This window comes from Novosphingobium rhizovicinum (assembly GCF_040813635.1).
GTDB classification, from domain to species: Bacteria; Pseudomonadota; Alphaproteobacteria; order Sphingomonadales; family Sphingomonadaceae; genus Novosphingobium; species Novosphingobium rhizovicinum.
The window spans coordinates 196990-223987 of record NZ_JBFNXR010000054.1 but is presented as its reverse complement, the minus strand read 5'-3'; the positions used below and the strand labels follow the sequence as shown (position 1 = coordinate 223987).

The following is a 26998-nucleotide window of genomic DNA, read 5'->3' as shown; positions in this document are numbered from 1 at the left end:
GGACGGATTTGGCATGACTGAACACACCAAGATCCCTCTTCCGCAAAGCGGACCGCAAGGCGAAGATGACGATGCACCTTCGGCGTCGCTGATCGAGCGGGCCGCAGAGCGCTTCGACTTCCGCCGCTTCGTTGCGCCAGCCGTGCCGGTGCCGCCGGAGTCCGCCACAAGGCGGGCGACGGAGCGCCTTTCTCACGAGAGGAAGGAAGCCAAGGCTTCGGCTCTGAACAGCTACGGTGACGAGCCTTTGCCGGATCGGAGCCACATCGCTCCCGTACGTCCTGCCTCGTTCTCGGCCGAACAGGCTCCGATTGATCGCGAGCTTCTGCGCGCAAATGGCTTCATCGATCCGGAAGGCTCGGTCACCGCGCTTCTCGAAGAGTTCCGGATCGTCAAACGCCAGTTGCTTCTTCGCGCCTCCCAACTGATGCGGCAGGAGCCAACGGCAAAGAACCAGCGCGTGCTGATCAGTTCCCCTCATCCGGGGGAAGGCAAGACATACTGTGCCGTCAATCTTGCACTCTCGATTGCCGCGGAGAGGGACAGCGATGTCCTGCTCGTGGATGCGGACTTCGCCAAGCCGTCGATCCTTTCGGCTCTCGGCCTGCCGAGCGGTCCTGGCCTGATGGACGCGCTGATGGATGAGACCCTTGATGTGGCGGATCTGGTGCTGGGGACCGACATACCCGGGCTCTGGGTGCTACCGGCCGGCAACACCAGTACGAGTGATAGTGAATATCTCTCTTCGGTGCGCACCGAGCGCGTCTTGGAACGGCTCACGCAGAATGCTCCCAAGCGAACGGTCATATTCGATTCTCCGCCTGCCTTGGCGGCATCGCCGGCAGCCGAGCTTGCGAAGCATGTCGGTCAGGTTGTGGTGATCGTCAGGGCAGACAGCACCGGACAGGGGGCGCTGGAGGATGCAGTCTCCCTTCTTTCTTCCTGCCCCAACATGGAATTGCTGCTGAACGCCGCTCAATTCAGCCCGAGCGGTCGGCGCTTCGGTTCCTACTATGGGTATTCCGAATGATCTCCACTCCTGGCATGCGGGCGACTGCAGCATCCCTGATTGCGCTCGGCTCTTGCTTTCCCGTTGCCGCAACAGCGCAGTCCATTGCCTATGGCGATGTGGCAGCCGCTCCAGGGGAAGCTGCTTCCGGAGGGGTAGATGGTCAATCCATGAACTCCGGCAGGTCGCAGCGAGGGCCGGGCGGGGCGCGGGGCGGGCGCCGTGCGGTGATCATCCCTTATGCAGAGCTCAACCAGATTGTGGACGCCCAGCTGTCTCCGGGCGACGATATCCTCACTTACACGCAAGTGGCCGTTGGAGCGGACGCATCGCTGTCGGGCCGTAATAACGCGGTGAGTGCGTCCGTGCGGTACGCACATCATTTCGGCTGGGGCAAGCAGGCGGGCGATGGAGATACGATCAGCGGACTGGTGAACGGCTACGCCACTGTCGCGCGGGGTCTCACCATTGAGGGGGGCGCACTTGCCACCCGCGCCAGCGGAGATGCCGGAGGGCGCACGTTCGGCGGTGGAAGCGTGGGCGAAGGGACCAGCACGGTCTATTCCGCTTATGCCGGGCCTTCGTTCGCAACACGTGCGGGCGATGTTGCTGTCTCCGCGAACTATCGAGCGGGCTATACCAAAGTAGACCAGGAGATCGGCGCCGTCGCGCCGGGCGTCGGCTCGGTGGATGTCTTCGATGAGAGCGTGGTGCAGCTTGCCGATGTCTCTGCGGCTGTCGCGCCGGGTGTCGCAGCCCCGGTTGGCGTGGGCGTGGCGGCGAGCGTTTATCAGGAGGATGTCTCCAACCTCGACCAGCGCGTGCGCGACATGCAGGTTCGCGCGATCGTCACGCTTCCAGTCAACAGGACTGTGCAGGTGACGGGGGCCGTCGGCTACGAGAACGTGGAGCTTTCCAGCAGAGACGCTCTTCGTGATGCCAACGGTGCGCCGATCGTTGCAGGCAACGGCCGCTATGTGACGGACGAGAGCTCTCCTCGCCAGATTGCGTACGATGTTGACGGGCTGATCTGGGACGTCGGCGTGATGTGGCGACCCAGCCGCCGCACCTCGCTGGCCGCACACGTGGGCCGCCGCTACGGATCGACCAGCTTCGGAGGCACGTTCGCTTATGCGCCAAACGACCGCAGCACGCTCAGCATAACGGTCTATGACAACGTCGCGGGCTTTGGTGGGCAGATCACTCGGCTGCTCGACGATTTGCCGGAGGATTTCGAGGCAGTTCGCGATCCGATCACGGGCGAATTGCGCGGCTGTGTTTCATCGCTGTCCGGCAACGGGTGTCTTGCAGGAGCGCTCGGCTCAGTCCGCTCGGCAACGTTCCGTGCTCGCGGCGTGGCGGCAAATTACACGCTTCAGCTGAACACGCTCTCAGCCGGACTGGGCGCGGGCTATGACCGCCGCAACTTCCTGGCCGCTCGCAACACTGTCCTCGCTTCTGCGAACGGCGTTGTCGATGAGAACTACTGGCTTACGGCATTCCTCGGCGGGCGTCTGGATCAGCAGTCCGGCTGGGCCGCGAACGGTTATGCGCAGTGGCTCTCCAGCGAGGACCTCTTGTTTGACGACGTCACCGCCATCGGCGCCAGCGCGAGCTATTATAGAATCCTGACGGCTCGCCTGCGGGCGACTGCAGCGCTAGGTATCGATGGGTTGCTGCAGGACGAGCCGCTGGTGGACATCTGGAACGCGTCTGCCCTGCTGGGCGTGCGCTACAGCTTCTGATTGCCCGAAGGAGACAACTCATGTTCGATCAATTCTACGGGCTTGAAGCGAGGCCCTTCCAGCTTACCCCTGATCCGGCCTACTATTTCGAGAGCATCACGCACCGGAAGGCGCTCTCGTACCTGGGCTATGGTCTGGCGCAGGGAGAGGGCTTCGTCGTGATCACCGGCGAGGTGGGCGCGGGCAAGTCGACGCTGGTCGCGCACCTCATGTCGACCATCGATTCCGCGCGCCTGACCGCCGGCCATGTGGTGACGAGTTCTCTCGGTGGCGAAGAGATCATCCACGTCGTTGCACGCACTTTCGGCCTGGAAGTGGCGGGGCACGACAAGGCGACGGCACTCGGCGCCATCGAGCACTTTTTCCACGAGGAAGCCCGGAGCGGCAGGCGCTGCCTGCTCATCGTTGACGAGGCGCAGAACCTCTCGATCGAAGCGCTCGAAGAGCTGCGCATGCTCTCGAACTTCCAACTGGGCGCCCACCCGCTGCTGCAGACTTTGCTGCTGGGGCAGCCAGAGTTTCGCGCGATGCTCCTCGAACATCCCGAACTGGAGCAACTGCGCCAGCGCGTGATCGCGGCGCACCACCTGGAGCCGATGCAGGCGAAGGAAGTGCAGCCGTACATCGAGCATCGGCTGAAGCGTGCAGGGTGGCAGGGCAACCCCAGCTTCGATGCACGTCTCTTTGCAGAGATCTACGCTGCAACTGGCGGCATCCCCCGCCGTATCAACCAGACATTGAACCGATTGCTGCTGCTAGGAGCGGTGGAAGAGCGCTCGCACATCGATGGAGCCATGCTCGCCCAGATCCTTGGTGAGCTCAATGATGATGGGTCGATCGCAATCGTCTCCCCCCAGGCACCTTCCGAGAGGGCAGATTTTGCACGCAAGCCAAAGCCGCAGGAAGCGGCGCCAGAGCAGGATGCTTCGGGACAGCGTTCCATCGATCCCGTTGTGCTGGACACAATGTTGGCGGAGCGTGACGCGCAGATTCAGGAGCTGCAGCAGGCGGTGATCGAGCTCGCAAACGCGGCAGATGAGCGCCACGATGCTCAACAAGCGGCCATTGCTGAGTTGGTGGCGGACATCAGCCGGCAGATCGCGGAACTCGAAAGTCGGCTTTCGGAGCAGGATCGCACGGTTCGGCATGCTTTGACGATGATCATCGAGTGGATCGAGAGCGACGAAGCTCTGCGAGCCGCAGCCTGACGTCAGCCGGAATACGCAAGAGATGCACCCGCTCGCGCCGATCAACGGGCTTTCCGTCGATGTCGAGGACTGGTTCCAGGTCGGCGCCTTCGAGACGGTGATCGATCGTGAGAGCTGGAGCGGGCTTGCCGATCGGGTGGAGCGCAACTGCGACGCCATTCTCTCCCTTTTCGACGAGGCAGGCGTAAAGGCCACGTTCTTCACTCTTGGGTGGGTGGCGCAGCGACATCCCTGGCTTATCCGCCGGATCGTGGAGCAGGGGCACGAGATGGCCAGCCATGGCTGGGATCATGCTCGCGTGTTTCGCATGGATCGCGCGGCGTTCGCGCACGACCTTGCAATCAGCCGCAAGGCTATCGAGGACGCAGCAGGTGTCGCGATCTCAGGCTATCGCGCTCCGAGCTTCTCGATCGATGCACGTACCCCGTGGGCTCACACGGAACTGGCGGCTCAGGGCTATGCATATTCCTCCAGCGTCGCTCCCGTCGCGCACGATCACTACGGCTGGCGGGGAGCGCCCCGGTTTGCTTTCCACCCTGTGCCGGGAAGCGGGCTGGTCGAGATCCCCGTAACCACCGCGCTCTTCGCCGGGCGGCGGCTGGCGGCCGGAGGAGGGGGCTTTTTCCGTGTCCTGCCCTATGCGTTCACCCGCTGGGCGATCCGGCAAGTGAATGCGGAAGATCGGCCCGCCGTCTTCTACTTCCACCCTTGGGAAATCGATCCCGATCAGCCGCGCGTCATGCACGCGCCCCTTCGTTCCCGCCTCCGCCATTACACCAATCTTCACGGCATGGCAGACAAGCTGCGGCAGCTCGTCGGTGAGTTCAGGTGGGGGCGCATGGATGCTCTGGCCGCGCGCGAGACCCCGCGCACATCTGCGCTGGCAGCATGAACGCGCCGTTCGCCCCTTGTCGCACGACAATAGGTCTTGCAGATCTCGCAGACTCTGAGCTCTGTGCCGCTCTTGAATGCTTCGTTGCAGCGCACCCGCAGGGCACGCCGTTCCACCGACCCGCGTGGATCAAGGCGGTTGAGCAAGGAACTGGCAATGCCGCGCTGGCTCTGGTTGCGCAGCGTGGTGGAAGCATCGTCGGCTTGCTGCCTCTTAACGAGATCCACTCTCCCATTTTCGGGCGCCTGCTCGTCTCCACCGGCTTTGCCGTCGATGGAGGGGCGCTCGTGTCTGATGGTGAGCAAGGCAGGGCTCTGCTTGCTGCGGCTGAGACGCTCGCGCAGAGCCGATCCTGCCCGACAATCGAGCTCAGGGGCGGCAAGTTCGCCGAGATCTATCCGGATTGGGTTCTGCGCACCGAATCTCACTGCGGGTTTGTCGCGCAATTGGCTGTTGACGACGAGGCGCAGCTTCTCGCTATCCCTCGCAAGCAGCGGGCGGAGGTGCGCAAGAGCTTGGCGGGTGACCTGGCGGTTACCGTAGGATCGAGCGCGGACGACCGTGAAGCACACTATGCCGTCTATGCGGAGAGTGTACGCAACCTTGGGACCCCCGTTTTTCCTCGTTCGTTGTTCGAGGCCGTGCTGGACGCTTTCGGCGATGAAGCAGACATTCTGACCGTGCGCCATCAGGGGCAACCCGTCGCCAGCGTGCTTTCGCTCTATTGGAGGGGGGCTGTGATGCCCTACTGGGGCGGCGGTAGTCGGGAAGCCCGGCGGCTGCGGGCCAATGACCGGATGTATTTCGAGTTGATGACCCATGCCCGTCGCCGTGGGTGCACCCGCTTTGACTTTGGCCGCTCGAAGACAAATAGCGGAGCCTATCACTTCAAGCGCAACTGGGGCTTCAAGCCAGAGCCGCTCAGCTACGCCGTCTGGACGGCGCCGGGCGCTGTAAAACGGGACGCCGATCCGACCAGCGCCAAACACGCCCTGCAGATTGCCCTGTGGCAGCGCCTGCCGCTTCGCGTAGCGAACAGCTTAGGCCCGTGGATCGCACGAGGGTTGGGCTGAGATGTCGGAGATCCTCTTCCTCGCCCATCGCATTCCGTTTCCGCCCGACCGAGGCGACAAGATCCGCTCGTATCACATCTTGCGGCACCTTGCGCGCGAGGCGCCGGTCCACGTCGCCACCTTTGCGGATGACGTGATGGATGGAGCTGCGGAGGATGACCTTCGCCATCTGGCCGCCAGCTACTGTCTGGTATCTCGGACAAAGCCGCTGCCCATCGCAGGGATCGAGGCGATCGCTACGAGGCGGCCGATCAGCTTCACAGCATTCCGCTCCAGGAGGATGCGACGGTACGTAGAGGACTTGCTTGCCCGGCGACCGACCAGTCTGATCTACGTCTTCTCCGGTCAAATGGGACAATATGTGCCCACGCACTACAGCGGTCGCGTCGTCGCGGATTTCGTGGACGTGGACTCCGCCAAATTTGAGGCGTACGCCTTGCGGGATGGCGGGCCTAAGGGCTGGGCCGAGAAGCGCGAAGCCACGCTTCTGCGGGTCGAAGAGGCACGGCTCGCCCGCCGTGCCGAGACAAGTCTCTTGATCAGCGAGGAGGAAGCCGCGCTCTTTCGCTCGCGCCTCCCGCAAGAAGGCCGCGAGCAGGTCCAAGTTCGCAAGCTGGCCAACGGCATCGACAGCACTGCCTTCGATCGGCGGTGCGTCGCCCAGGAACCGCAGATGCAATCGATGGCGTTTCCGCGTCTCGTTTTTACCGGGCAGATGGACTACGCTCCGAACGTCGACGCGTGCCTCCGGGCCGCAGAGCGTATCCTGCCTCTGGTACGTCGAGAGTTCCCGCAAGCGACCTTCCATGTGGTCGGTCGCAGTCCTGTAGACCGGTTGAGAGCCCTGTCGGGTCGCAATGGGGTTCACGTCTGGGGGCGTGTGCCGGATGTGCGCCCCTGGCTCGCTGCGGCTGACCTCGCGCTGGTACCGCTTGAGATCGGTCGGGGCGTGCAGAACAAGGTGTTGGAAGCCATGGCCATGGCTCTTCCCGTTGTGCTGACGCCGGAGGCAGCAACCGGCATCGGAGGCGTGGACGGTCGCGACTTCATGCTGGCCGCAACCGATGAACAGCTTGCAGAAGCCTGCACCGCGCTCCTGCGAAACCCTGTGCAGGCAAGCGCCATAGCTGAGGCGGCCCGGGCATACGTGGTTGCTCATGCCAGCTGGGAGGCCGCTCTCGGCACGCTTTCCGAGTTGACCCAGGTGGCAAGGCCGAAAGTGCGCCATGCCGCTTGAAGCATTTGCCACCACCGCCCGGATATCGCCGGGTTGGCGGGGCCTCTCGCCGCCTTGGCGTACGGCTATCCTGCGCCTCGTGGGTGCCGCCTTCGTGCTGTTCGCCCTGTTTGCGCGAGACTGGGCCGACATGGCCTCTCACTGGTGGAACATCTCCACCTACAATCACATCCTACTGGTGCCCCTGATCCTTACCTGGCTGGTTTGGCAAAGGGGTGCTGAACTCGCGAAGCTGCAACCGTCGGTCTGGTGGCCGGGACTCATACCCGTGACGCTGGCAGCATTCATCTGGGTGCTCGGTGCCTTTTCCGGCCTCAATTTGGCGAGGCAGGCAGGCGTCGTCGGAATGCTCGCGGCAAGCGTTCCGTTGCTGGCCGGGCCTCATGTCACCAAGGGGCTGCTTTTTCCCTTGTTCTATATGGTGTTTCTTGTTCCTTGCGGCGAGGAACTCGTCACCATCCTGCAGACGGTCACCGCCAAGATTACCATCACCCTCGTGCACGCGAGCGGCATTCCCGCCGCTGTGGACGGTGTATTCATCGACACGCCTGCGGGGCTGTTCGAGGTTGCCGAAGCCTGTTCGGGCGTCAAGTTCCTGATCGCAATGGTCGCCTTCGGCACGCTGATGGCGCACGTTTGCTTCGTAAGCTGGAAGCGTCGCGCTGCCTTGCTCGCTGCATGTGTGGCCGTTCCCATTCTCGCGAATGGCGTGCGTGCGTGGGGGACGATCTACGCGGCTCAGTTCGTGGGTGTCGAGCGAGCGGCCGGGATCGATCACATCATCTACGGATGGGTGTTTTTTGGTGTGGTCCTCGGTCTGATCATCGCACTGTCATGGCGCTTTTTCGACCGCCCGGCCGATGACGCATTTATCGATGCGAGCCGCATCGCCGCGGACCCGCTGCTCTGCCGCCTGCGCCGGTATCGGATGAGAGCCGTACCGGCCTGCGCCGCATTTCTGGCAATTGTCTTCGGGGTTCAGGGTTGGGCTCTTGCCGCCAACCGGCTCTCGGCTCCGGTGCCAGAAGAGTTATCGTTGCCCGCTGTGCCAGGCTGGACGCGGGTGGACTACAGGCCGAAGATCTGGTGGGAGCCACGGGCCGAGGGCGCAGCCCATCGATTGCTCGGAAGCTATGCGGACGAAAAAGGGCGCCGCGTTGAAGTGTTCTTTGCCATGTACGCGGCCCAGACGGAGGGCCAGGAGGCGGGTGGCTTCGGGCAGGGCGCATTGACGCCGGGCACTGCGTGGGCCTGGCAGTCTCCCGGAGCAAGCGTGCAGGCAGGACATGGCGAACACTTGCTGGCCGAAGGCCGAGTTGGCCGCGCTGCGCTGACCTGGTACCGTTCCGGTGATCTCCTGACAGGAAGCAACACGCGCCTCAAGCTGGCGGCCATGGCAGATCGGCTGACTCTGCGGGAGCGGCCAACGATGCTGCTCATCATTTCAGCCGAGGATCTCGGCGCGCACGCAGGGGAATCGATCACTCGTGCATTCGTGGACGCGGTCGGGCCGGTGGATGCCTGGATGGATCGTCTAGGCGGCCTGGACTAGGCACGGCTGATGTGTGGCATCGCGGGCATCTTTCACTTGGAAACAGCCAAGCCGGTTGATCCCGCACGGATCGAGCGGATGTGCGATGCCATCGCGCATCGTGGGCCGGACGGGCAGGGCGTCTGGACAGCCCCCGGAGTGGGCCTGGGCCATCGCCGTCTGTCGATCATCGACGTCGGTGGTTCTCCGCAACCAATGGCATCTTCAGACGGGCGTGCGATGCTCGTCTTCAACGGGGAGATATACAACTACCGTGAATTACGCGCCGAGCTGCGCCGACTGGGAGCGGTCTTCCACACCGATGGTGACAGCGAAGTCATACTAGCGGCATGGCAGCAGTGGGGCGCGGACTGTGTTTCGCACCTGCACGGCATGTTTGCTTTTGCGATTTACGATCTTCACGCTCGTACGCTGTTCCTGGCTCGCGACCGGCTCGGGGTAAAGCCGCTCTTCCTCGCTTCGTTGAGCGACGGCAGCATCGCCTTCGCATCGGAGCTGAAGGCGCTGATGGCGCATCCGCTTCTGCGCCGGGACATCGATCCGCTTGCGATAGAAGATTTCCTTACCTGGGGTTACGTTCCGGATACTCGTTCGATCCTGAAAAACGTCTCGAAGTTACCGGCCGGGCACTCACTGCTCCTGCAATGCGGGAAGCCGCTGCCCAAGCCACAGCAGTGGTGGGACGTCTCATTCGCTGACCGTCGCAAAGGCAGCGTGAAGGATTTAGAAGCCGAGTTGCTTCACCTGCTGCGCCAGGCGGTGACGTCGCGCATGCTTGCGGACGTGCCCCTAGGGGCTTTCCTCTCAGGTGGTGTGGATAGCTCAAGCGTTGTCGCGCTCATGGCCGAGGCGAGCGCTGACCGCGTGAGGACGTGCTCCATTGGCTTCGACGTCGCTCACCTCGACGAAAGCGGGTATGCACGCGCGGTAGCCAATCGTTTTGGAACCGACCACCGCGAGCGGCTTGTCTCGCCAGATGACTTCGGAGCTGTTGATGCGCTCGCATCCATCTTCGACGAGCCATTCGCCGATGCGTCTGCGCTCCCTACCTGGCGCGTGTGCCAACTGGCGCGTGAAACCGTAACCGTGGCGCTTTCCGGCGATGGAGCGGACGAGGCGTTTGCGGGGTACCGCCGCCACGTCTTTCATCACCGGGAAGACCAGGTGCGCACGATCCTTCCAGCGGCCTTGCGAGGGCCGGTGTTCGGTACCCTGGGTGCGCTCTATCCGAAGGCCGATTGGGCGCCGCAGCCGCTGCGAGCGAAGACAACCTTTCTCTCGCTCGCCGGAGACAGCGCGGAGGGCTATGCGCGTGCGCTTAGCGTAACGCCGACGGAGCAGCGGGAAGCGCTCTATTTGCCGGATTTCCGGCGTCTGCGGGGCGACTATCGCGCAGAAAGCCTCATCGCCGATACCATGCGTGCTGCCCCGGGCCGATCCGGGCTCGACCGGGCGCAGTACGCTGATCTGAAGGTATGGCTTCCGGGCGATATCCTGACCAAGGTCGACCGGGTCAGCATGGCAGCCGGTCTCGAGGCGCGGGAGCCGTTGCTTGACCACAGGTTGATCGAGTTTGCGGCGAGCCTGCCGGAGTCGGTCCGACTGCGCGGTCGGCAAGGTAAGTGGCTCATGAAGCGTTCCATGCAGCGCTACTTGCCCGACGATGTGCTGTACAGGCCAAAGCAGGGCTTCGTCACGCCCATCGACGCTTGGTTCCGCGGACCTCTTGCCGGCGCCGCCCGGGGAATTGGGGCCAGCACCTCGCTTGCCAGAACCGGCTGGTTTGACACCACTTGCCTCTCCGAGATGGCTGAAGCGCATATACGCGGAGCGGCGAACAACGCCCGGCTGCTCTGGCAATTGCTGATGCTGGACCGCTCCTTGGCTAACCTCGGCCTCGATTAAGCGGCACACCCGGCAGGGCGCGCACTCGCGTCTCAGCTCCCGTGCAAAGCAGGCATTAACTAAACCCAATATTAGGACATTGACCCTAATCCGGGAGCGTACACGTCAACTCAGGGCGTCAATGACAATTCTTGGTCGCACATCTTGCTTGATCCATGTGGAGGGAGCGCGGTTCTTCTGCTTCGGCGGTCCGCGAGCTGTCGACGTGTGTGCCGGTGCGATGTGCCTGGATAATCGCTCGTGACCGACTTGATCGCTCGCCTCCGCGCAGCTTGGCGCAACCGCCGGTCGCGCATCGTTGCATCTGCACTCCTGATTGGGGCGGTCTGCGGTGTCCTCGACGTAGCGATGCCGCTGGAGGATCTTTTCATCGCGGCCCGCACCAAGCTGCGTTACGAGAAGGCCGACGGCTCGATTGTTGTGGTCAAGATCGATGATCGCACCTTGAGTGTGCTGCACGACAACGACGTATCGCCGGCTCTCGACGCAAGGCTCATCGAGAAGCTGATGCGGGCCGGTGCCACCGAGATCTACTTCGGGCGCACGTACCCTTTTTCTCGTAACTCGACCGGTGCACGAGAACTTATCAGGACTCTCGAGAAGTATAGTGGCCGAGTCTACTTTGGTGCTGCGAGCAGGGCGGATGACAGGAATAGCAAGATCCTGAATGTACTGCCCGATGACGTGTTCAGATCGCACGCTGGTATGGTCTCGCTCGCCGCACTCAGCCACCCGCTGAACCTCAGTTTCAGCTTCCCATTCTCGTCGCCCAGCCCGACCGGCCCGACGCCATCCTTGGCGGCTGCAATGGCCAATGTGGGGGGGGAAGGCGAGCGGATGTTCCGCGCTAACTTCGCGATAGATCACAAGACCATTCCGACGATGAGCTACATCGATGTGATCAATGGTAACTTCGATAAGCGCGAGATTTCGGGCAAGAAGGTCGTGCTGGGGATCACGTCGTCAATGACCGAATTTCGGCCTCTTCCACTCGGCGACTTTGCACCAGGTGTCTATTTCCATGTCATAGCAGCGCAAACTTTGCGGATGAGTGTTCCTCTCGATCTGGGTTGGATTCCGCCGTACCTGATCGTTGCCGTCCTGATAGCTACCGGCATCGGTCGGGGGCGCTCTTTCACGCCCTATCGATTGATTGGCTATGCGATTATAGTCGGCGCAGTTCCGGCAATTCTCGATTATTTCTCAATTGCGGTCGAGGTGATCCCGGCTGCGGTGATGGCGGTCTACGCTACACTGCGCGCTCGTACTTTGGACAAGATGAAGGACGCCAGCGAAACAAATGCTGCATCGGGCCTTCCGAGCTTCCAAGCACTACGAGGGATAAAAGATCCGGTTCCCGGCCTGCTCGTTGCGCTCAAGATACGCAACTACAGTGGAATCATTCGTAGCTTCAGTGAATCGGTAGAGGCGGAGCTAGCAGGCGAAATTCAACGCCGCATTCGCATAAGTGAGAAAGACGTCACCGTTTACCACGAAGGGGGGATGTTTGTCTGGATCTCCGGTATAACTGATATCGTCGATCTCTTTGAAAATCTTGAAGGGCTACATCGGATCGCGCAGAATGGTATCGCTCTTGGGAAGACGGAGGTGGATGTCGGATTTAATTGCGGCATCGACGCCGAACCGCAGAACACACTTGCTAATCGACTGGCAAACGCGATGCAGTCTGCAGAGGAGGCGGTTCGTTCTGATGAGCTTGTCTGTCACAGGGATGGCAAGAGCGGAGAAGTGCAATGGGAAATTTCGCTCCTAACTTCGCTGGATCGCGCAATCGACAACGGTGAGGTCTGGGTCGCATTCCAACCGAAGGTCGATATAAGCAGTAACAGGTTGGTCGGCGCCGAAGCACTCGCACGCTGGACCCATCCTGAGCGGGGCGCGATTAGTCCTGACAAGTTTATCAGTATTGCAGAAGAGTATCACCGGATCGAGAGAATCACACGTTTCGTACTTAACCACGCGGTATCCTGTGCCTCCTCACTTGCCCGGCAAGATCACGAATTCTCGGTATCAGTTAACATCTCGGCGCAACTTCTGCGTAACCCCTCCCTTTTTGACATGGTATCCGAAACCTTGATGAGGCACAGCCTTCCTGCTGATCGCCTGATACTCGAGATAACCGAAACAGATAGGCTGGATCGCTCGAAGAAAAGCCTGGAAATGATGGAGAGCCTGGTGAAAAGCGGCGTCAGGATTTCCATCGATGATTTCGGGACGGGTAACGCGACCATCGATTACTTGCGTTATTTGCCAGCATCTGAAGTGAAAATAGATAAGCTGTTCATTCGCGAAATTGAGACCAATCCTGATGATCGCCAGCTTGTACAATCGATCATTGAGATGGCTCATTCGCTACGCCGTAAGGTAGTTGCAGAAGGTGTCGAGACCAAGGGAGCGTTGCAACTTCTTGGCCAACTCCATTGCGATCAGGCTCAGGGATACTACGTAGGTAAGCCCGTCCCGTTTTCGGACATAATCACGCAATTCGAAGGACAGCCCGTCTATTCGCGAGGTTAAAGAATCATTGATGTGATCTTAACTTCTGGGTAACCATGCTTGCACCGCGGCTTCCGCGAGATGTTTGACATGGGGAACAGAGATGTGGACTTGGTGGTGGGTTAACCTCTGATCGATTGCGGGAATTTGCATCAGGTGAAGCTTGAGTAAATTTCAGAGAATCGATTTATGCTGTTGAAGCCCGAGAACGGGGTTCAGTCGATAAATCTGGCGAGATCATTGCCAGGAAAGCGCTGGGGGTAAGCCCGCAGCGCTTTCTTCGTTTCGAGCCTGAGTTGCTTCCTCTGTAAAGCCGCGCAATTTCTTCGCGCTTCAGTCGGAGCGTCTAATCTTCGCCGTGGCCGAGCGCGAGGTAATCGGCGCTTTGCATCTCGTTAAGGCGGCTGACCGTCCGCTCGAACTCGAAGCGACCGCTCCCGGACTGGTAGAGGTCTTCCGGCGCGGCATCAGCGGCCGCGATCAGCTTCACCTTGTTCTCATAGAGCGCATCGATGAGAGTGACGAAGCGGGCGGCCTCGTTGCGGTTTTCGGGGCCCAGCTTTGGAACGCCCACAATGATGACGGTGTGGTAAGCATGAGCGATGGCCAGATAATCGGCCGCGCCGCGTGGCTCGCCGCATAGGCGTTTGAAGCTGAAGACAGCCACGCCCTTGAGGCTCTTTGGCACGTGAAGGGTACGCCCGCCACCCAGCTCGAGATCTGCGGAGGGCACGTGCTCTGCGTCCTCCGGCGCATAATCGGTCAGGCGAAAGAATGCCTCTCGCGTCTGAGCCGTAGCCTCGTCACCCAACGGCGTATGCCAGGTTGCCATGCCGCCAAGCCGCTGCAGACGGTAGTCCGTTGGTCCATCCAGGGTCATTACGTCGAGATCACTCTCGATCAGTGCAATGAAGGGCAGGAAGTGCTCGCGATTCAGGCCGTCTTTGTACAGTTGCGAAGGTGCGCGGTTCGACGTGGTGACAATCGTCACACCTTCTTCACGGACGAGGGCGGTAAAAAGCCTGCTCATGATCATCGCGTCTGCGGAGTTGTTCACCACCATCTCATCAAACGCGAGACAGCGTAAACTGCCACCTATGGTGCGCGCGACGGGCAGGATGGGATCGCCAGACTCCTTCTTGCGTTCGTCACGCAGGAGAGCGTGCACCTCAAGCATGAACGCATGGAAATGGACCCGACGCTTTTCCGTGATGCACAGCGTCTCATGGAACAAGTCCATCAGCATTGACTTACCGCGCCCTACGCCGCCCCACATGTATAGTCCACGCGGGGAAGGAGCTTTGCGGCCGATCAGACGCCCGAATAGACCTACAGAGGACTCGCCTTTTTCAAGTTCCCGCTGCAACTGCTCGAGCCGTTCCGCGGCAGCCGCCTGATCGGGGTCGGCGCGCAGCTCACCGCTTGCAATCAGGGCCTCGTAGCGGTTGAGAATGCCTGTCATCGCCGCTTCTTCAGCGCCGCGTGGGCTTGCGGATCGTACCCATAAAGCTGGCGACCAGACTATGGCCCTGCTCAACAGTGCCGCGCAGGAAAACGAGGCGGCCCGTTTCCTTCATGACTTCCCCAACCATATCGAGAGGCTCGCCAATGGCGCCACTGCCCACAAATTGGCAGTTGAGATCCAGCGTGACCGACCCTGCCGCTTCGATGCCGAGCACTGTGCAAACCGTCGCGAACATTCCAATATCGATCAGCGATAGCGTGACAGCACCATGCACATTGCTGTGCAGGTTGCTATGGCGCGTCTCGGTCGTGAGCATGCGCACACGGGCAGCGCGTTCGCCTTCCGGACGAACGATAAGCTTCCCCATGACCAGCGGATTGAAACGGGTCGGATCCGCAAGATCCCAGGTCAGCCAGCCCGGATGTTCAGGGTCGGGCTGGTGAATGAAAGCAGAGGTGGGGTTCACCTTAGACCTGGCGTTCCGCCTGCATTTTCTTGATCTCTGCGATGGCGCGAGCCGGGGAGAGACCCTTGGGGCACACGTTCGCGCAGTTCATGATCGTGTGGCAGCGATAGAGGCGGAAGGGATCTTCCAACTCGTCCAGACGCTCACCCGTCATTTCGTCGCGGCTGTCGGCCAGCCAGCGATAGGCCTGAAGCAAGATCGCCGGGCCGAGGAACTTATCGGAGTTCCACCAGTAGCTGGGGCACGAAGTCGAGCAGCAAGCGCACAGGATGCACTCATACAGGCCGTCGAGCTTCTCGCGCTGCTCGGGACTCTGAAGACGCTCCTTGCCGGAAGGTGTGGTCGAAACCGTCTGCAGCCAGGGGCGGATCGAGGCATATTGCGCATAGAAGTGGGTGAAATCGGGAACGAGGTCCTTGATCACTTCCATGTGCGGCAGCGGGGTGATGCGGATGTCGCCCTTGAGATCCTCGATCGCAGTGGTGCAAGCGAGGCCGTTACGGCCGTTCAGGTTCATCGAGCAAGACCCGCAGATCCCTTCCCGGCAGGACCGGCGGAAGGTGAGCGTAGGATCCATCTCGCTCTTCATCTTGATCAGAGCGTCCAGCACCATCGGGCCGCAGGTATCGAGATCGATCTCGAACGTGTCGTAGCGCGGGTTCTCGCCACTGTCGGGATCGTAGCGGTAGACTGTGAACTTCTTTACGCGAGCAGCGCCTTCAGCCTTATGGACTTTGCCCTGCTTCCTGATCTTGCTGTTCGCCGGGAGGGTGAAGGTCGCCATCGATGAATCCTGTTTCCGTTCCGCACTGCAGCAGTCGCCGCGTACCATCTGCCTCTAGCAATTCGCGCAGCCGGGGCAAGAGCCCCGCGGGGAAATCTGAACGTCGCAGCGGAGCAAGAAGACGTGTGGACCTGCTCTTTGGCCGCCGAGACCCTGCTCAAAGCATAGCGCGGCGCTTCTACAGCAAGCAGGTAGTCCGCAGGAATCGCTCACCTCACCGCATGTCAGCGGTCTCGGTTCTGCCGGAGGAACAATCGTCTATCGTGGGTTAATACGAGCGGCAGAATGCTCTGGTTTGTACAACGACGAGGAGTGTCGATGAGCAAGCTTCAGGGTGAACGCCAGCATTTCTGGGACGGGCTTCGCGCACTTCTTATGCTGCTTGGCATCCCCTACCATGTCGCACTCACATATCGCCCCGGCAAAGACTTCATTGTCCATTCGGGCGAAGGGGTTTGGGGATTTGCCGAGGTGTCGCAGGTGATACACCTCTTTCGAATGCCCGCTTTCTTCCTTGTGGCGGGCTACTTTGCCTCACATCTTCTAAGGCGGAGAGACCCTGGGGAATGGCTGAAAGGGCGATATACACGCCTCGGTATTCCGTTCCTGACCTGCATCGTTACCCTGGTTCCGGCCATGAACCTGGCTTGCGAATTGTCGAACATGCCGTGGCCGCAAGCAATTGCTTCATGGCGGCACAATTCGCTCACTTCCGGAGGATACTGGGTACGGCATTTGTGGTTCATCATCGTACTGTTGTACTTCTGCACTGCCGCAGCCGCTTGGGCTGCATGGAGCTCAAGAACGGGACCCGCAGCTGAACTGCGTGTGGAGAATTGCTGGTCCTCCCGCCACTTTGTTGTCGCCGCGAGTGCTGTTCTGTTTGGTGTTGCTGCGTGGGAGAGCCTGGCTCTCGAGGCGTTCTACGTCGCAGGACTCGCCACCATGGTGCCGCAGCAGATCCTGCGCCTGGATGAGGTAATCATCTACGCTCCATGGTTCATACTCGGTTTTGTCGTCGCTCGCTCGCCAGCCAGTCTGGTCCGCATCTGCCGCTTCTCAGCCGCTGTGGCTGCGCTTGCCGTACTCGCTACTGTGACATGGTTGAGCGTGCACGATCAGGTGTCACCGATGGCAGAGCGGTTCATCGGCACGATTGCTGCGGCGGCAATCACCCAGGTATTCATTGCCACTGCGCGACGCTTTCTCGACCGACCGATGCCGCTTGTACGACGCCTTACAGATGCATCTTTCGTCATTTACCTCCTGCACCTGCCGTTAATCACGCTGTTCGTGTGGCTGGCGCAGCCGCTTAACCTTCCAACAGAGGTGAAGGCTGTAGGCGTCATGGGCCTTTCGCTTGGTGTCTCCTACCTATTCTGGCTTGGCACCCGCCGTTTGCCGCGCGCGGCGCCGCTGTTCGACGGCATCATGCCTCCTGCGTCATCGCGCCTGGTGCAAAGCCGGACTTGAGCTGAGGAGCTGAAGTCTCGCCTTTCAAGCGCGAAAAGCAAAACACCCTCCGGGGAGACCGGAGGGTGTTCGTGCTTCAATCCTTGGTATGACAGCCGTCAGTTGCCGAAAGTCCGCTGCCACCAGCCGCGGCGGGGCTTCCCACTCGTCTGCTCGCTAGCCGCATCTTCGTTGGCGGCGACCGGCTGGGCCGATGGCTCCGGAGCCGGGGCAGACTCAGATGCCGGCTGTTCGCTGGTTGAGGCGACAGTCTCCGAAGTGGCCGCTGCCGGAGCGGCGGCCTTCGCGCGGCGCGTACGCTTCGGCTTCGGAGGAGCAGCCTCCTCGTTCGCAACGCTCTCCGTGGCTTCTGCCGGAGCTTCGCTGGCGCTGTCGGTTTTTTTGCGACGAACGCGCTTGGGCTTTGGCGCCGGCTCGGCGTCGGATCCGACCGCTGTAGCATCGGCTGTCTGCTCACTTGTGGCAGCATCCGGCTTCTTGCGCCGCGTCCGCTTTTTGGGAGCCGCCTCGGCAGGCGCTTCCGTCGACTGCTCGGGAGCTGCAGGCTCCGGCGCCACTTCAGCAACAGGCGTCGGAATATCAGCAGACGCGCTTATCGCCTCATCGGCCTCGCCAGAGTGATCCGCGTCTTGGCGATCAGCCGCAACGTCCGCCGAGTCGGCACCGCCGTCTGCTGTCTCACCGTTTTCGCTGCCGCCGCGTCCGCGCCTACGCCGACCGCCGCGGCGGCGACGCTTCTTCGGCGCTTCGCCGTCCTCGCGAGCCTCTCCGGACTCGGCTTCTGGCAGGTCCGAACCTTCAGCAGGCACGTTCTCGTCAGCGGCGTCTTCGCTTTGCTCCTCTTCGGAAGCGCTTTCGCTTTCCGCATCGGTCTGGTCTTCTTCGCGTTGGTCGCGGTTCCGACCGCGCCGCCGCTTACGCCGCTTACGCCGGCCATCGCCTTCGCCTTCCGGACGCTGCTCTTCGCTAGCGAACTCTTCTTCTTCGTCCTCTTCAATCGGGAGATCGTCCTCAATCTCCTCTGCGATCGGATCGAAGCGCGGAACGAAGTCGTTACGAGGGCCGGAAGAGATGACGCGCATTTTGGCGCCCTCGTTCTCACCTTCAGGGATGACCTCGACCGTCACGCCGTAGCGAGCCTCAATGTCTGCAAGATCCGTGCGCTTAGCATTGAGCAGATAAACGGCCGCTTCGGTGCTGGCGAAAAGTGAGACGACGATGCCGCGGCCCTTCGCCGCTTCGTCCTCAATCAGGCGCAGCGCAGAAAGCCCAGCTGAGCTGGCGGTGCGAACCAGGCCGGTGCCGTCACAATGCGGGCAAGAGCGGGTGGTCGATTCCAGCACGCCGGTGCGCAGACGCTGACGGCTCATTTCCATCAGACCGAAGCTGGAGATGCGTCCAACCTGAATGCGGGCGCGATCGTTCTTCAACGCCTCCTTCATGGCCTTCTCGACCTTACGGACGTTCGATCCGTATTCCATGTCGATGAAGTCAATCACGACGAGGCCGGCCATGTCGCGCAGTCGCAGTTGCCGGGCAATCTCGTGCGCTGCTTCGAGGTTGGTGTTCAGCGCAGTCGCCTCGATACCATACTCCTTGGTGGAGCGGCCCGAGTTGATGTCGATAGAGACCAACGCCTCAGTGGGGTTGATAACGATGTAGCCACCCGATTTCAGCTGCACGACCGGATCGTACATCGCGGTAAGCTGGTCTTCCGCGCCATAGCGCTGGAAGAGCGGAACCGGATCGGAGTAGGGCTTCACCTTGCGCCCATGGCTGGGCATCAGCAGTTTCATGAAGTCCTTGGCCGCGCGATACCCTTCCTCGCCTTCGACAACGACTTCCTCGATATCGCGATTGTAGATGTCGCGGATCGCCCGCTTGATAAGGTCGCTGTCAGAGTGGATCAGCGTAGGCGCGCTGGAGCCCAGCGTCTTCTCGCGCAGCTCATCCCAAAGGCGGGCAAGATAGTCGAAGTCGCGCTTGATCTCGGTCTTGGTACGCTGAAGGCCGGCCGTGCGTACGATGCAACCCATCGAGCGAGGCAGTTCCAGCTCGTTGATGATCGACTTCAGTCGCTTGCGGTCGCTGGCCGAGCTGATCTTGCGGCTGATGCCACCGCCGTGGCTGGAATTCGGCATAAGCACGCAATAGCGGCCCGCCAGGCTGAGGTAGGTGGTGAGGGCGGCGCCCTTGTTGCCGCGCTCTTCCTTCACGACCTGGACCAGAAGCACCTGCCGGCGCTGGATCACGTCCTGGATTTTATAGCGGCGACGCAGAGCCATCCGCTTGGCGCGCAGCTCGTCCGCCTCCTTCGAGCGGCCACCGCTGCGCCCATGGCGTCGCCCGCGACCACGACGTTGAGCCCGGTCCTCGCCGGAGCCCTCTTCGTCGTCGGCACCGTCTTCGTCGCTGCCGTCTTCCTCGCCGCCCTCGATCGTGGCGACCTCGTCCTTCTCCGAGGTGTCGACCTCGGTCAGGCCGCCTTCGAACTCGTCGTGCTCACCCGAATCTTCTTCCTCGTCGTCACCCTCGCTGGCACGCAGCGCGGCTTCTTCCTCGGCGTGAGCAGCCTCCTCGGCAAGGAGTGCCTCACGGTCTTCCTTGGGGATCTGATAATAGTCGGGGTGGATTTCGCTGAAAGCCAGGAACCCATGACGGTTGCCACCGAAATCGACGAAGGCGGCCTGCAATGAAGGCTCTACCCGCGTAACTTTCGCGAGGTAGATATTGCCCTTTATCTGCTTGCGGTCGGCCGACTCAAAGTCGAATTCCTCAATGCGATTTCCCTTGAGTACCGCCACCCGCGTTTCTTCCGGGTGGCGCGCATCGATCAGCATGCGCGTTGCCATTATGTATTCTCCAGACGCGCTGCGCCTCTGCCTGTTCGGCAAAGGCGGCGCGATATTGTTCGATAGTGCCGCGGCTGCGGGCGCGAGGCCCGTGCGTCGAGCCGATGCTCGAGCGTTCCGGCGCGGTAAGGTGAAGCATCCCAGGGCGCAGTGCCCCGTAAGCGGATATCGTGTCTGCGAACATGTGAGTGCACGGCGAGATCGGTCGCGCTGCATATGCCGTCTGGACCTGCCATGCCCAAGCGGGCATCGGCTGGCAGGACGGCAGTTGCATTCTCATCGTTCGCGTCAACCTGTTTGAAGCCGAAAAGATTTTCGGTCGTGACGACCGAGAACTGGCGAGAACCGGCGCTCTCCGAAGGGCACGTAGGCTCCTGTTTCGAATGGCGCGGGTCGAAGCGTCAGGCCTCGGGTCGCAATGGCGTAGCACCCATGGTCCTGCGGAGCAAGGTCCGGGCCGCTGAAGCCTGCAACTCTACTGCGGTATGCTTACCGAATTCTTGCGGACGATCTTGCGTTCAGCATTGCCCTGTGAGCGCGGGCGACTTACTCTGCGATACGATGTTTCGCGGCCTTCAGTTCGCCTTGCTGTTGACCATCCCCTTGGCGATTTTTGCCGCGGTGGTCGTCCCAAGGGTCGCCATGACTCCGCGTGGCGGAGCATACGGGTACGTGGTGAGGTTGCAATTGCCTGCTGCCGACAGGCCCATTGATTTGCCAGAGATTGCAGGGCCGCAGGATGCGAGCCGACCGTTGGTCGTCATTGATCCGGGGCATGGCGGGTTCGATCCAGGCGCTGGCGGGGGAGAGGTCAGAGAGAAAGCGGTAGCACTCTCGATCGCACTGCTTGTTCGGGAGCATTTGTTAGAGGGGGGCGGCATCCGGGTCGCGATGACTCGGCAAGACGATCGTTTCCTTCCGCTGACCGAGCGCCCGGCAATAGCCCGCCAGCTCGGTGCGGACCTGTTCGTCTCGATCCATGCCGACAGCGCCGAGGCTGAAAGTGCGAGAGGTGCCAGCGTCTACGTGCTATCGGAAAAGGGGTCGAGTGACGCTGCTGCACGGTTTGCCGCACGCGAGAACAGCGCGGACCGGGTAAATGGGGTCAGCCTTTCGGAGGCCAGTGACACAGTTGGCAGCATCCTGCTCGATCTTTCGCAACGCGAGGCACAGGCGGGTTCGGCGGAGGCGGCGCGGATCGTCTTGCGCGAGATACGCGGCAAGGTTCCGCTCCACTATGACGATCTTGCATCGGCAAGCCTGGCGGTTCTGAAGGCGCCCGACATCCCGTCGATCCTTATCGAGACCGGCTACATCAGTAATGCGGAAGACGCGAAATACCTGAACTCGACAGAGGGTCAGGAGACCATCGCTGCCGCTGCGGCGCGCGCCATCCGCGTATTTTTCGCAAGAAGAACACGGGCCTGACCTTCTCGGCTAGCGTTGCGCTGAACTTGAGTGCTAGAGGGCAGGCGCAATGAGCGAGCAGGCAGAACCGGAAGCCACGGACTTCACTTACCGTATCCGCCGTGAAGCGGGCGGTGTCCTTCGCGCCCTTCGATCAAGTTGGCGCAACAAGCCATGGTTCCGGCGGCTGGGCTATCTGGCTTTGGCACTGGCAATCGCCTTCGGTGTGTTCTGGCTGATCCTGACCCGCGATCTGCCGTCGACCGACAAGTTGCTCGATTACCAGCCGCCGCTTCCGACGATGGTACGGGGCATCGATGGCGAGATCGTGCACAGCTACGCGCGCGAGAGGCGGGTACAATTGCGGTTCGTTGACTTGCCCGAGCCGTTGATCAACGCGTTTCTCTCGGCCGAGGACAAGAGCTTCTGGAGCCACGGAGGGGTGGATCTGACCGGTCTCTTCGCGGCAGCGGTCGATTACATCTCCAAGCTTGGGTCGGGGGACCGTGCACGAGGCGGGTCCACCATTACACAGCAGGTCGCGAAGAACATCCTGATCGGCGACGAGTATTCGATTACGCGTAAACTCAAGGAGATGGTACTCGCCCGGCGGATCGAGTCAGTACTCAGCAAGCAGCAAATTCTGGAACTCTACCTCAACGAAATACCTCTGGGGCGGCAGAGCTTCGGCATTCAGGCTGCCGCGCGTGCTTACTTCGATAAGGACGTCGATCAGCTGGATCTGCACGAGGCCGCCTTCCTTGCGATCCTGCCCAAGGCTCCGGAGCGGTATGGACGTGCGAAGTATGAGGACATGGCCATCGCGCGCCGCAATTACGTGCTGGATCAGATGGTGGCCAACGGCTGGGCGAACCGGGCAGAGGCAGATGCTGCCAAGTCGCTTCCGCTCGGGCTGAAGCCGCGCCGGGCCGAACGCTATGATCCCGCATTGGGTTACTTCGTAGAGGAAGTGCGTCGCAACCTGATCGAGCGCTTCGGCGAGACGTCGGAGGATGGACCGCTCAGCGTCTATGGTGGCGGGCTTTGGGTGCGCACCTCGGTCGACGCGGAAATGCAGCGGGCCGTGCGCGAGGCTTTACGGGCAGGCTTGCTGCGGTATCACGGCAACCGTGGCTGGGCCGGTCCGATCGCGCACATCGACGATATGGAGACTTGGCAGACGCAATTGATCGTGTCGAATCTCACCATAGACTACAAGGATTGGCGGATCGGCGTTGTTGTTTCCCGGAATGGGAGCAGTGGACAGATCGGCTTTTCTGACGGCAGCCTCGCGGAGCTGACGGGCATTCCCGAAAAAGCGAAAGTCGGCGACATATTGGCTGCCGCGCCTGTACGCTCGGGCACATACGCTGTCAGGTCGATTCCGGAGGTCTCCGGGGGCATGCTCCTTGAGCAGCCGGCAACGGGACGGATAATGGCAATGCAAGGCGGCTTCGACTCCGGCCTTGACTCATTCAACAGGGCAACCCAGGCGCAGCGCCAGCCGGGTTCGACCATCAAGCCGTTCGTCTACGCAACGGGGCTTATGTATGGCATGACACCGGCCACGCAGATCCTCGATGGGACGTTTTGTGTCTACCAGGGCGCGGCTTTGGGGAATAAGTGCTTCCGCAACTTCGGCGGCGGCGGTGGCGGTACCCATACCATGCGGTGGGGACTGGAACAGTCGCGCAATCTCATGACCGTACGCATTGCGAATGATACCGGGATGCCTCGAGTGATCCGGACGTTCCACAACGTCGGGATCGGCGATTACAAACCTTACCTGTCCTTCGCACTGGGCGCGGGAGAGACGACCGTGGGACGAATGGTGAATGCCTATGCGGCACTTGCCAACAACGGCGTGCAGTTTCCTGCCTCGGTGATCGACTACGTCCAGGATCGCAACGGCAAGGTCATCTGGCGCAGCGATGACAGACGTTGCATGGGCTGCAACATGCCGGAGTGGGACGGTAAGCCGATGCCTCGCATCGCCCGTAAGGGGAAGCAGGTGCTGGATGCGGCAACGGCATACCAGGTCGTGCACATGCTTGAGGGTGTCGTAACCCGCGGAACGGCGGTTAGCCTTCGCGATCTCGAGCTGCCGCTGTTTGGCAAGACGGGAACGACAAGCGGCCCCACCGACGTATGGTTTGTGGGCGGATCACAGGATTACGTGGCGGGTGTCTATCTCGGTTACGATACCCCGCGCTCGCTCGGTGGATACGCTCAAGGCGGTCGGATCGCGGCGCCGATCTTCAAGCAGGTGGTGCAGAAGACCAAGGAGCGTTGGAGCACGCAGCCCTTCGTCGCCCCAGCTGGCATCCGAATGGTGCGTGTAGACCGCTCGAGCGGCAAGCAGGTGAGGGGCGTAGAGCCTTCGAACGAGCCAAAGGCCGCTGTGATCTGGGAAGCGTTCAAGCCGGATACCGAGCCGAAGCGCTACACTGCACAGGATGAGTTCACCCGAAAGCGCGACGCATTGGTAGCAGAGATCCGCGGCGCCCAGGCGTCGAGGGCAGCCGCTGCCCGGGCCGTTGCCTCGGAACCGCGAGACTTCGTCGAAGAGCAGGGCGGGCTCTACTGAGTTCAAGTGCCGGTGTGAGTGGTCTGCCAAGGGTCGATTTCCGCTGACGGGATCGCCAGAATTCCTTGCTTGGAAGCGGTGCGCAATCCATCGGCGCGCGCGCCAGCTGTTCTGGACAGACCATCTTCAGAGGACCGTTTGCGGTCGAAGGCTCGGAGAGCGTTGAGGAGGAATCCGGGGCGTCTCCGTCAACATGAAAGATGGAAGCACTCTAGCCACCTGACTCTGAAGTTCGCGCTATCGTCTTGTGCCAGAAGCTCTGGCCCCGGCGAGGATCTCGTCGGCCACTTTGGTCCATCGATAGGGCTCAGGGCTTTTGTTGTGCGCCGTGATTAAGGCGAGGATGTCGACTTCGAGTTCGGCGAACCGGCGCTCGACCGGATTGATCCCGTCAGCACAGATGTGCAGAATCCAACGTGCCGATGTGGGCAGCGGGCCCACTAGGCCTTGATCCTCGGCATCTCGTGCGTGGCGTCGTTAACCACCACCACGTGCACGTTGGACCCTCGTGCGTCACCGGGGTCGATCCGCTTGAGGAAATCGAGATCGCACCCGCCAGCAACCGCCTTAGATCGGTGTCCTCGCTCTCAAGCTTATTCAGCTGCGGGCGGCCGGCACCTCGTCGACTTACGGCTATGGATTGTCTGTTGATCTTCAGTCGTCGCTGCGGCCGACTTGATCAGCCGCAGCGCGCCAAAGCTACCCGGCGAGGATTGCCTCAATCCTCGCAGTCACATCATCCATGTCGGCCATGCCATCGACTTTCGCGACGATGCCGCGTGCCTCGTAGATAGGCAGGATCGGGGCCGTCTTGGCACGGTATTCAGCCAGGCGTGTGCGCACTGTCTCCGCATTATCATCCGGACGGCGTTTGAACTCGTGGCTACCACACTTGTCGCAAGTGCCGGGTACCTGCGGCTGTTCGAACGTGTCGTGATAACCTTTGCCGCAAACCGCGCACGTAAAACGCCCCGTGATGCGCTCGACGAGCGCTTCCTCGTCGACGTCCAGCTCAATGACGTGGCCCAGCTGGCGGTTACGGTCAGCGAGGATCGTATCCAGCGACTCCGCTTGTGCTGCAGTGCGGGGATAGCCATCAAAGATGGCGCCTGTCTGCGGCCCCATGGAGTCCAGCATCTCGCCGATCAAGCCAGACACGATGGCATCAGAGACGAGTTCCCCACGATCCATGACCTCTTTGGCCTGAAGGCCGATGGGGGTTCCCGCCTTTACTGCAGCGCGCAGCATGTCGCCCGTGGAGAGCTGCCGCATTCCGCGCCGCTCTACAAGCCGCTGTGCCTGTGTTCCCTTGCCCGCTCCCGGCGGGCCCAACAGGATGATGTTCACGCTAAACCCCCCTGATCCTCAATGCGCTGAATCTTGTGGATGGCCGCGATCAGCGCAGCCGACCCTTCAGCTTCGCCTTTTTGATGAGATCGCCATACTGATGTGCCAGCAGATGCGATTGGATCTGCGTAATCGTGTCCACGGTGACATTGACCACGATCAGCAGGCTGGTGCCCCCCATGAACAGCAGCGGAAGCCCCGTCTGCGACAGGAAGTACTCCGGCAGGACGCACACTATCGTGAGATAAATCGCACCGATCACAGTGATGCGCGTGAGCACGTAGTCGAGATAAGTAGCAGTGTTCTTGCCGGGCCGGATGCCGGGGATGAAGCCGCCATTCTTCTTGAGGTTCTCTGAGGTCTCTTCGGGGTTGAAGACCACCGCCGTGTAAAAGAAACAGAAGAAGATGATGCCGGCTGCATAAAGCAGCATGTACAGCGGCTTGCCGTGGCCCAGGTACTGGTTCAGCGCAACGACGGCCTGCCCCATGCGCGAGTCCGGTGCCAGCGAGTTCCCGGCAAACTGCGTGATGGTCAGCGGCAGGAGCAGGAGCGAGCTTGCGAAGATAGGCGGGATCACACCAGCCGTGTTGACCTTAAGGGGCAGGTGGCTGCGATCGGCTTGCATCATGCCGCGCTGGGTGGCGCGCTTTGGATACTGGATCAGCAACCGGCGCTGTGCCCGCTCCATGAAGCAGATGAACAGGATCATCGAGACCATCAGGACCACCAGCAGGATGATCGTGATGGAACCGGTGTCTCCAGCTGAGTACTGGTTCATCAGATTGCCGACGAACTGCGGCATTTGCGCGACGATGCCGGCCATGATGATCAGGGACACGCCGTTGCCGATGCCGCGGCTAGTGATCTGCTCGCCCAACCACAGCAGGAACATCGTGCCGCCGATAAGGCTGATCACTGCACCGATGCGGAACATGAGGCCCGGATCGACAACGGCCTGAAGGCCGCTCGATGCGCCGTAAGCCTCAAGCCCAGTGGCGACGAAGTAACCCTGGATGCCGCACAGCAACACGGCGCCATAGCGGGTGTATTGATTGAGCTTCTTGCGCCCGGCTTCGCCTTCTTTCTTCAGCGCGATGAGCGCAGGGTGGAGCGAAGAGGCGAGCTGCACGACGATCGACGCGGTGATGTATGGCATCACGCCCAAGGCGATCAGGCTCATCCGCTCAAGCCCGCCGCCTGAAAAGGCGTTGAACATGTCGAGAATGCCGCCGCGCGTCTGGTCGTAGAGCGACTGCAAGATCAGCGGGTTTACGCCTGGAAGCGGCACAAAGCTGAGGAAGCGGAAGACGATCAGCGCGCCGACCGTGAACCAAATGCGCTTCTTGAGCTCTGTCGCTTTGGAGAAGTTGGCCAAGCTCAGAGTGCTGGCGATATTATCGGCGCGTGAAGCCATCGGAAGGAAGGAGCCTTAAACTGTTCGGGCCGCAAGCCCTTCGCCGAGCACCCTTATCGCGC

General features: G+C 61.3%; 18 protein-coding genes. 12 read left to right on the top strand and 6 right to left on the bottom strand.

Annotation, left to right across the window (positions count from 1 at the left end):
- Nucleotides 1-13: 13 nt before the first annotated feature.
- From ABUH87_RS17600 to ABUH87_RS17560, 9 genes are all read left to right on the top strand, one after another.
- Entirely contained in the window at nt 14-1030 is a 1017-nt protein-coding gene (locus ABUH87_RS17600; RefSeq protein ID WP_367775412.1) for a P-loop NTPase family protein, read from the top strand.
- On the top strand, nt 1027-2754 hold the full coding sequence (locus ABUH87_RS17595) for a preprotein translocase subunit YajC (RefSeq protein WP_367775411.1): 1728 nt from the start codon (nt 1027-1029) through the stop codon (nt 2752-2754). Before ABUH87_RS17600 ends, ABUH87_RS17595 begins: the two co-directional genes overlap by 4 nt.
- A gap of 20 nt (nt 2755-2774) precedes the next feature.
- Nucleotides 2775-3962, top strand: a complete 1188-nt coding sequence (locus ABUH87_RS17590) for an XrtA/PEP-CTERM system-associated ATPase (protein WP_367775410.1) — start codon at nt 2775-2777, stop codon at nt 3960-3962.
- A gap of 22 nt (nt 3963-3984) precedes the next feature.
- Complete coding sequence (locus ABUH87_RS17585) at nt 3985-4854, top strand: XrtA system polysaccharide deacetylase (protein WP_367775409.1); 870 nt, start codon at nt 3985-3987, stop codon at nt 4852-4854.
- On the top strand, nt 4851-5927 hold the full coding sequence (locus ABUH87_RS17580) for a FemAB family XrtA/PEP-CTERM system-associated protein (protein WP_367775408.1): 1077 nt from the start codon (nt 4851-4853) through the stop codon (nt 5925-5927). The genes ABUH87_RS17585 and ABUH87_RS17580 overlap by 4 nt, the downstream gene beginning before the upstream one ends.
- A 1-nt stretch (nt 5928) precedes the next feature.
- Nucleotides 5929-7164: a TIGR03087 family PEP-CTERM/XrtA system glycosyltransferase gene (locus ABUH87_RS17575; RefSeq protein WP_367775407.1), complete on the top strand. Its 1236-nt coding sequence runs from the start codon at nt 5929-5931 to the stop codon at nt 7162-7164.
- On the top strand, nt 7154-8716 hold the full coding sequence (gene xrtA / locus ABUH87_RS17570; RefSeq protein ID WP_367775406.1) for an exosortase A: 1563 nt from the start codon (nt 7154-7156) through the stop codon (nt 8714-8716). Before ABUH87_RS17575 ends, xrtA begins: the two co-directional genes overlap by 11 nt.
- 9 nt (nt 8717-8725) lie before the next feature.
- Nucleotides 8726-10621 carry an XrtA/PEP-CTERM system amidotransferase gene (locus ABUH87_RS17565; protein ID WP_367775405.1) on the top strand — a complete coding sequence of 632 codons (1896 nt, stop codon included), beginning with the start codon at nt 8726-8728 and terminating at the stop codon, nt 10619-10621.
- A gap of 240 nt (nt 10622-10861) precedes the next feature.
- Complete coding sequence (locus ABUH87_RS17560) at nt 10862-13159, top strand: EAL domain-containing protein (protein ID WP_367775404.1); 2298 nt, start codon at nt 10862-10864, stop codon at nt 13157-13159.
- A 325-nt stretch (nt 13160-13484) separates the two neighbouring features.
- Here the strand turns inward: ABUH87_RS17560 and zapE are convergent, their stop codons facing one another.
- From zapE to ABUH87_RS17545, 3 genes are read right to left on the bottom strand one after another with little or no spacing between them, the layout of a single operon-like run.
- Nucleotides 13485-14600, bottom strand: coding sequence for a cell division protein ZapE (gene zapE / locus ABUH87_RS17555; protein ID WP_367775403.1), 1116 nt, complete (start codon nt 14598-14600; stop codon nt 13485-13487).
- 10 nt (nt 14601-14610) lie between these two features.
- Nucleotides 14611-15069 (bottom strand): PaaI family thioesterase, encoded by a 459-nt coding sequence (locus ABUH87_RS17550; RefSeq protein ID WP_367775402.1) that lies wholly within the window; start codon nt 15067-15069, stop codon nt 14611-14613.
- Nucleotide 15070: 1 nt separating this feature from the next.
- A complete protein-coding gene (locus ABUH87_RS17545) occupies nt 15071-15853 on the bottom strand; it encodes a succinate dehydrogenase iron-sulfur subunit (protein WP_367775401.1) in 783 nt (260 codons plus the stop codon).
- Between the two features lie 318 nt (nt 15854-16171).
- Between ABUH87_RS17545 and ABUH87_RS17540 the strand changes: the two genes are divergently transcribed.
- Nucleotides 16172-17326, top strand: a complete 1155-nt coding sequence (locus ABUH87_RS17540; protein ID WP_367775400.1) for an acyltransferase family protein — start codon at nt 16172-16174, stop codon at nt 17324-17326.
- A 98-nt stretch (nt 17327-17424) separates the two neighbouring features.
- Here ABUH87_RS17540 and ABUH87_RS17535 read toward each other — a convergent pair whose 3' ends face one another.
- Complete coding sequence (locus tag ABUH87_RS17535) at nt 17425-20178, bottom strand: ribonuclease E/G (RefSeq protein WP_367775399.1); 2754 nt, start codon at nt 20176-20178, stop codon at nt 17425-17427.
- Between the two features lie 531 nt (nt 20179-20709).
- Between ABUH87_RS17535 and ABUH87_RS17530 the strand changes: the two genes are divergently transcribed.
- Together ABUH87_RS17530 and ABUH87_RS17525 are read left to right on the top strand one after the other, a co-directional pair.
- Nucleotides 20710-21606: an N-acetylmuramoyl-L-alanine amidase family protein gene (locus ABUH87_RS17530; RefSeq protein ID WP_367775398.1), complete on the top strand. Its 897-nt coding sequence runs from the start codon at nt 20710-20712 to the stop codon at nt 21604-21606.
- Nucleotides 21607-21655: 49 nt separating this feature from the next.
- A complete protein-coding gene (locus tag ABUH87_RS17525) occupies nt 21656-24172 on the top strand; it encodes a penicillin-binding protein 1A (RefSeq protein WP_367775397.1) in 2517 nt (838 codons plus the stop codon).
- A 699-nt stretch (nt 24173-24871) separates the two neighbouring features.
- Here ABUH87_RS17525 and ABUH87_RS17520 read toward each other — a convergent pair.
- Both ABUH87_RS17520 and secY read right to left on the bottom strand, forming a co-directional pair.
- Nucleotides 24872-25519, bottom strand: coding sequence for an adenylate kinase (locus tag ABUH87_RS17520; protein WP_367775396.1), 648 nt, complete (start codon nt 25517-25519; stop codon nt 24872-24874).
- Between the two features lie 49 nt (nt 25520-25568).
- Entirely contained in the window at nt 25569-26936 is a 1368-nt protein-coding gene (secY, locus tag ABUH87_RS17515) for a preprotein translocase subunit SecY (protein ID WP_367775395.1), read from the bottom strand.
- Between the last annotated feature and the right edge of the window lie 62 nt (nt 26937-26998).

Bases quoted from the DNA above. Each gene is read 5' to 3' on its own strand.
- ABUH87_RS17535 (WP_367775399.1), bottom strand. From the start codon at position 20,178: ATGGCAACGCGCATGCTGATCGATGCGCGCCACCCGGAAGAAACGCGG.
- ABUH87_RS17585 (WP_367775409.1), top strand. From the start codon at position 3,985: ATGCACCCGCTCGCGCCGATCAACGGGCTTTCCGTCGATGTCGAGGAC.
- secY (WP_367775395.1), bottom strand. From the start codon at position 26,936: ATGGCTTCACGCGCCGATAATATCGCCAGCACTCTGAGCTTGGCCAAC.
- ABUH87_RS17575 (WP_367775407.1), top strand. From the start codon at position 5,929: ATGTCGGAGATCCTCTTCCTCGCCCATCGCATTCCGTTTCCGCCCGAC.
- ABUH87_RS17525 (WP_367775397.1), top strand. From the start codon at position 21,656: ATGAGCGAGCAGGCAGAACCGGAAGCCACGGACTTCACTTACCGTATC.
- xrtA (WP_367775406.1), top strand. From the start codon at position 7,154: ATGCCGCTTGAAGCATTTGCCACCACCGCCCGGATATCGCCGGGTTGG.
- ABUH87_RS17595 (WP_367775411.1), top strand. From the start codon at position 1,027: ATGATCTCCACTCCTGGCATGCGGGCGACTGCAGCATCCCTGATTGCG.
- ABUH87_RS17565 (WP_367775405.1), top strand. From the start codon at position 8,726: ATGTGTGGCATCGCGGGCATCTTTCACTTGGAAACAGCCAAGCCGGTT.
- zapE (WP_367775403.1), bottom strand. From the start codon at position 14,600: ATGACAGGCATTCTCAACCGCTACGAGGCCCTGATTGCAAGCGGTGAG.
- ABUH87_RS17580 (WP_367775408.1), top strand. From the start codon at position 4,851: ATGAACGCGCCGTTCGCCCCTTGTCGCACGACAATAGGTCTTGCAGAT.
- ABUH87_RS17545 (WP_367775401.1), bottom strand. From the start codon at position 15,853: ATGGCGACCTTCACCCTCCCGGCGAACAGCAAGATCAGGAAGCAGGGC.
- ABUH87_RS17590 (WP_367775410.1), top strand. From the start codon at position 2,775: ATGTTCGATCAATTCTACGGGCTTGAAGCGAGGCCCTTCCAGCTTACC.
- ABUH87_RS17540 (WP_367775400.1), top strand. From the start codon at position 16,172: ATGAGCAAGCTTCAGGGTGAACGCCAGCATTTCTGGGACGGGCTTCGC.
- ABUH87_RS17600 (WP_367775412.1), top strand. From the start codon at position 14: ATGACTGAACACACCAAGATCCCTCTTCCGCAAAGCGGACCGCAAGGC.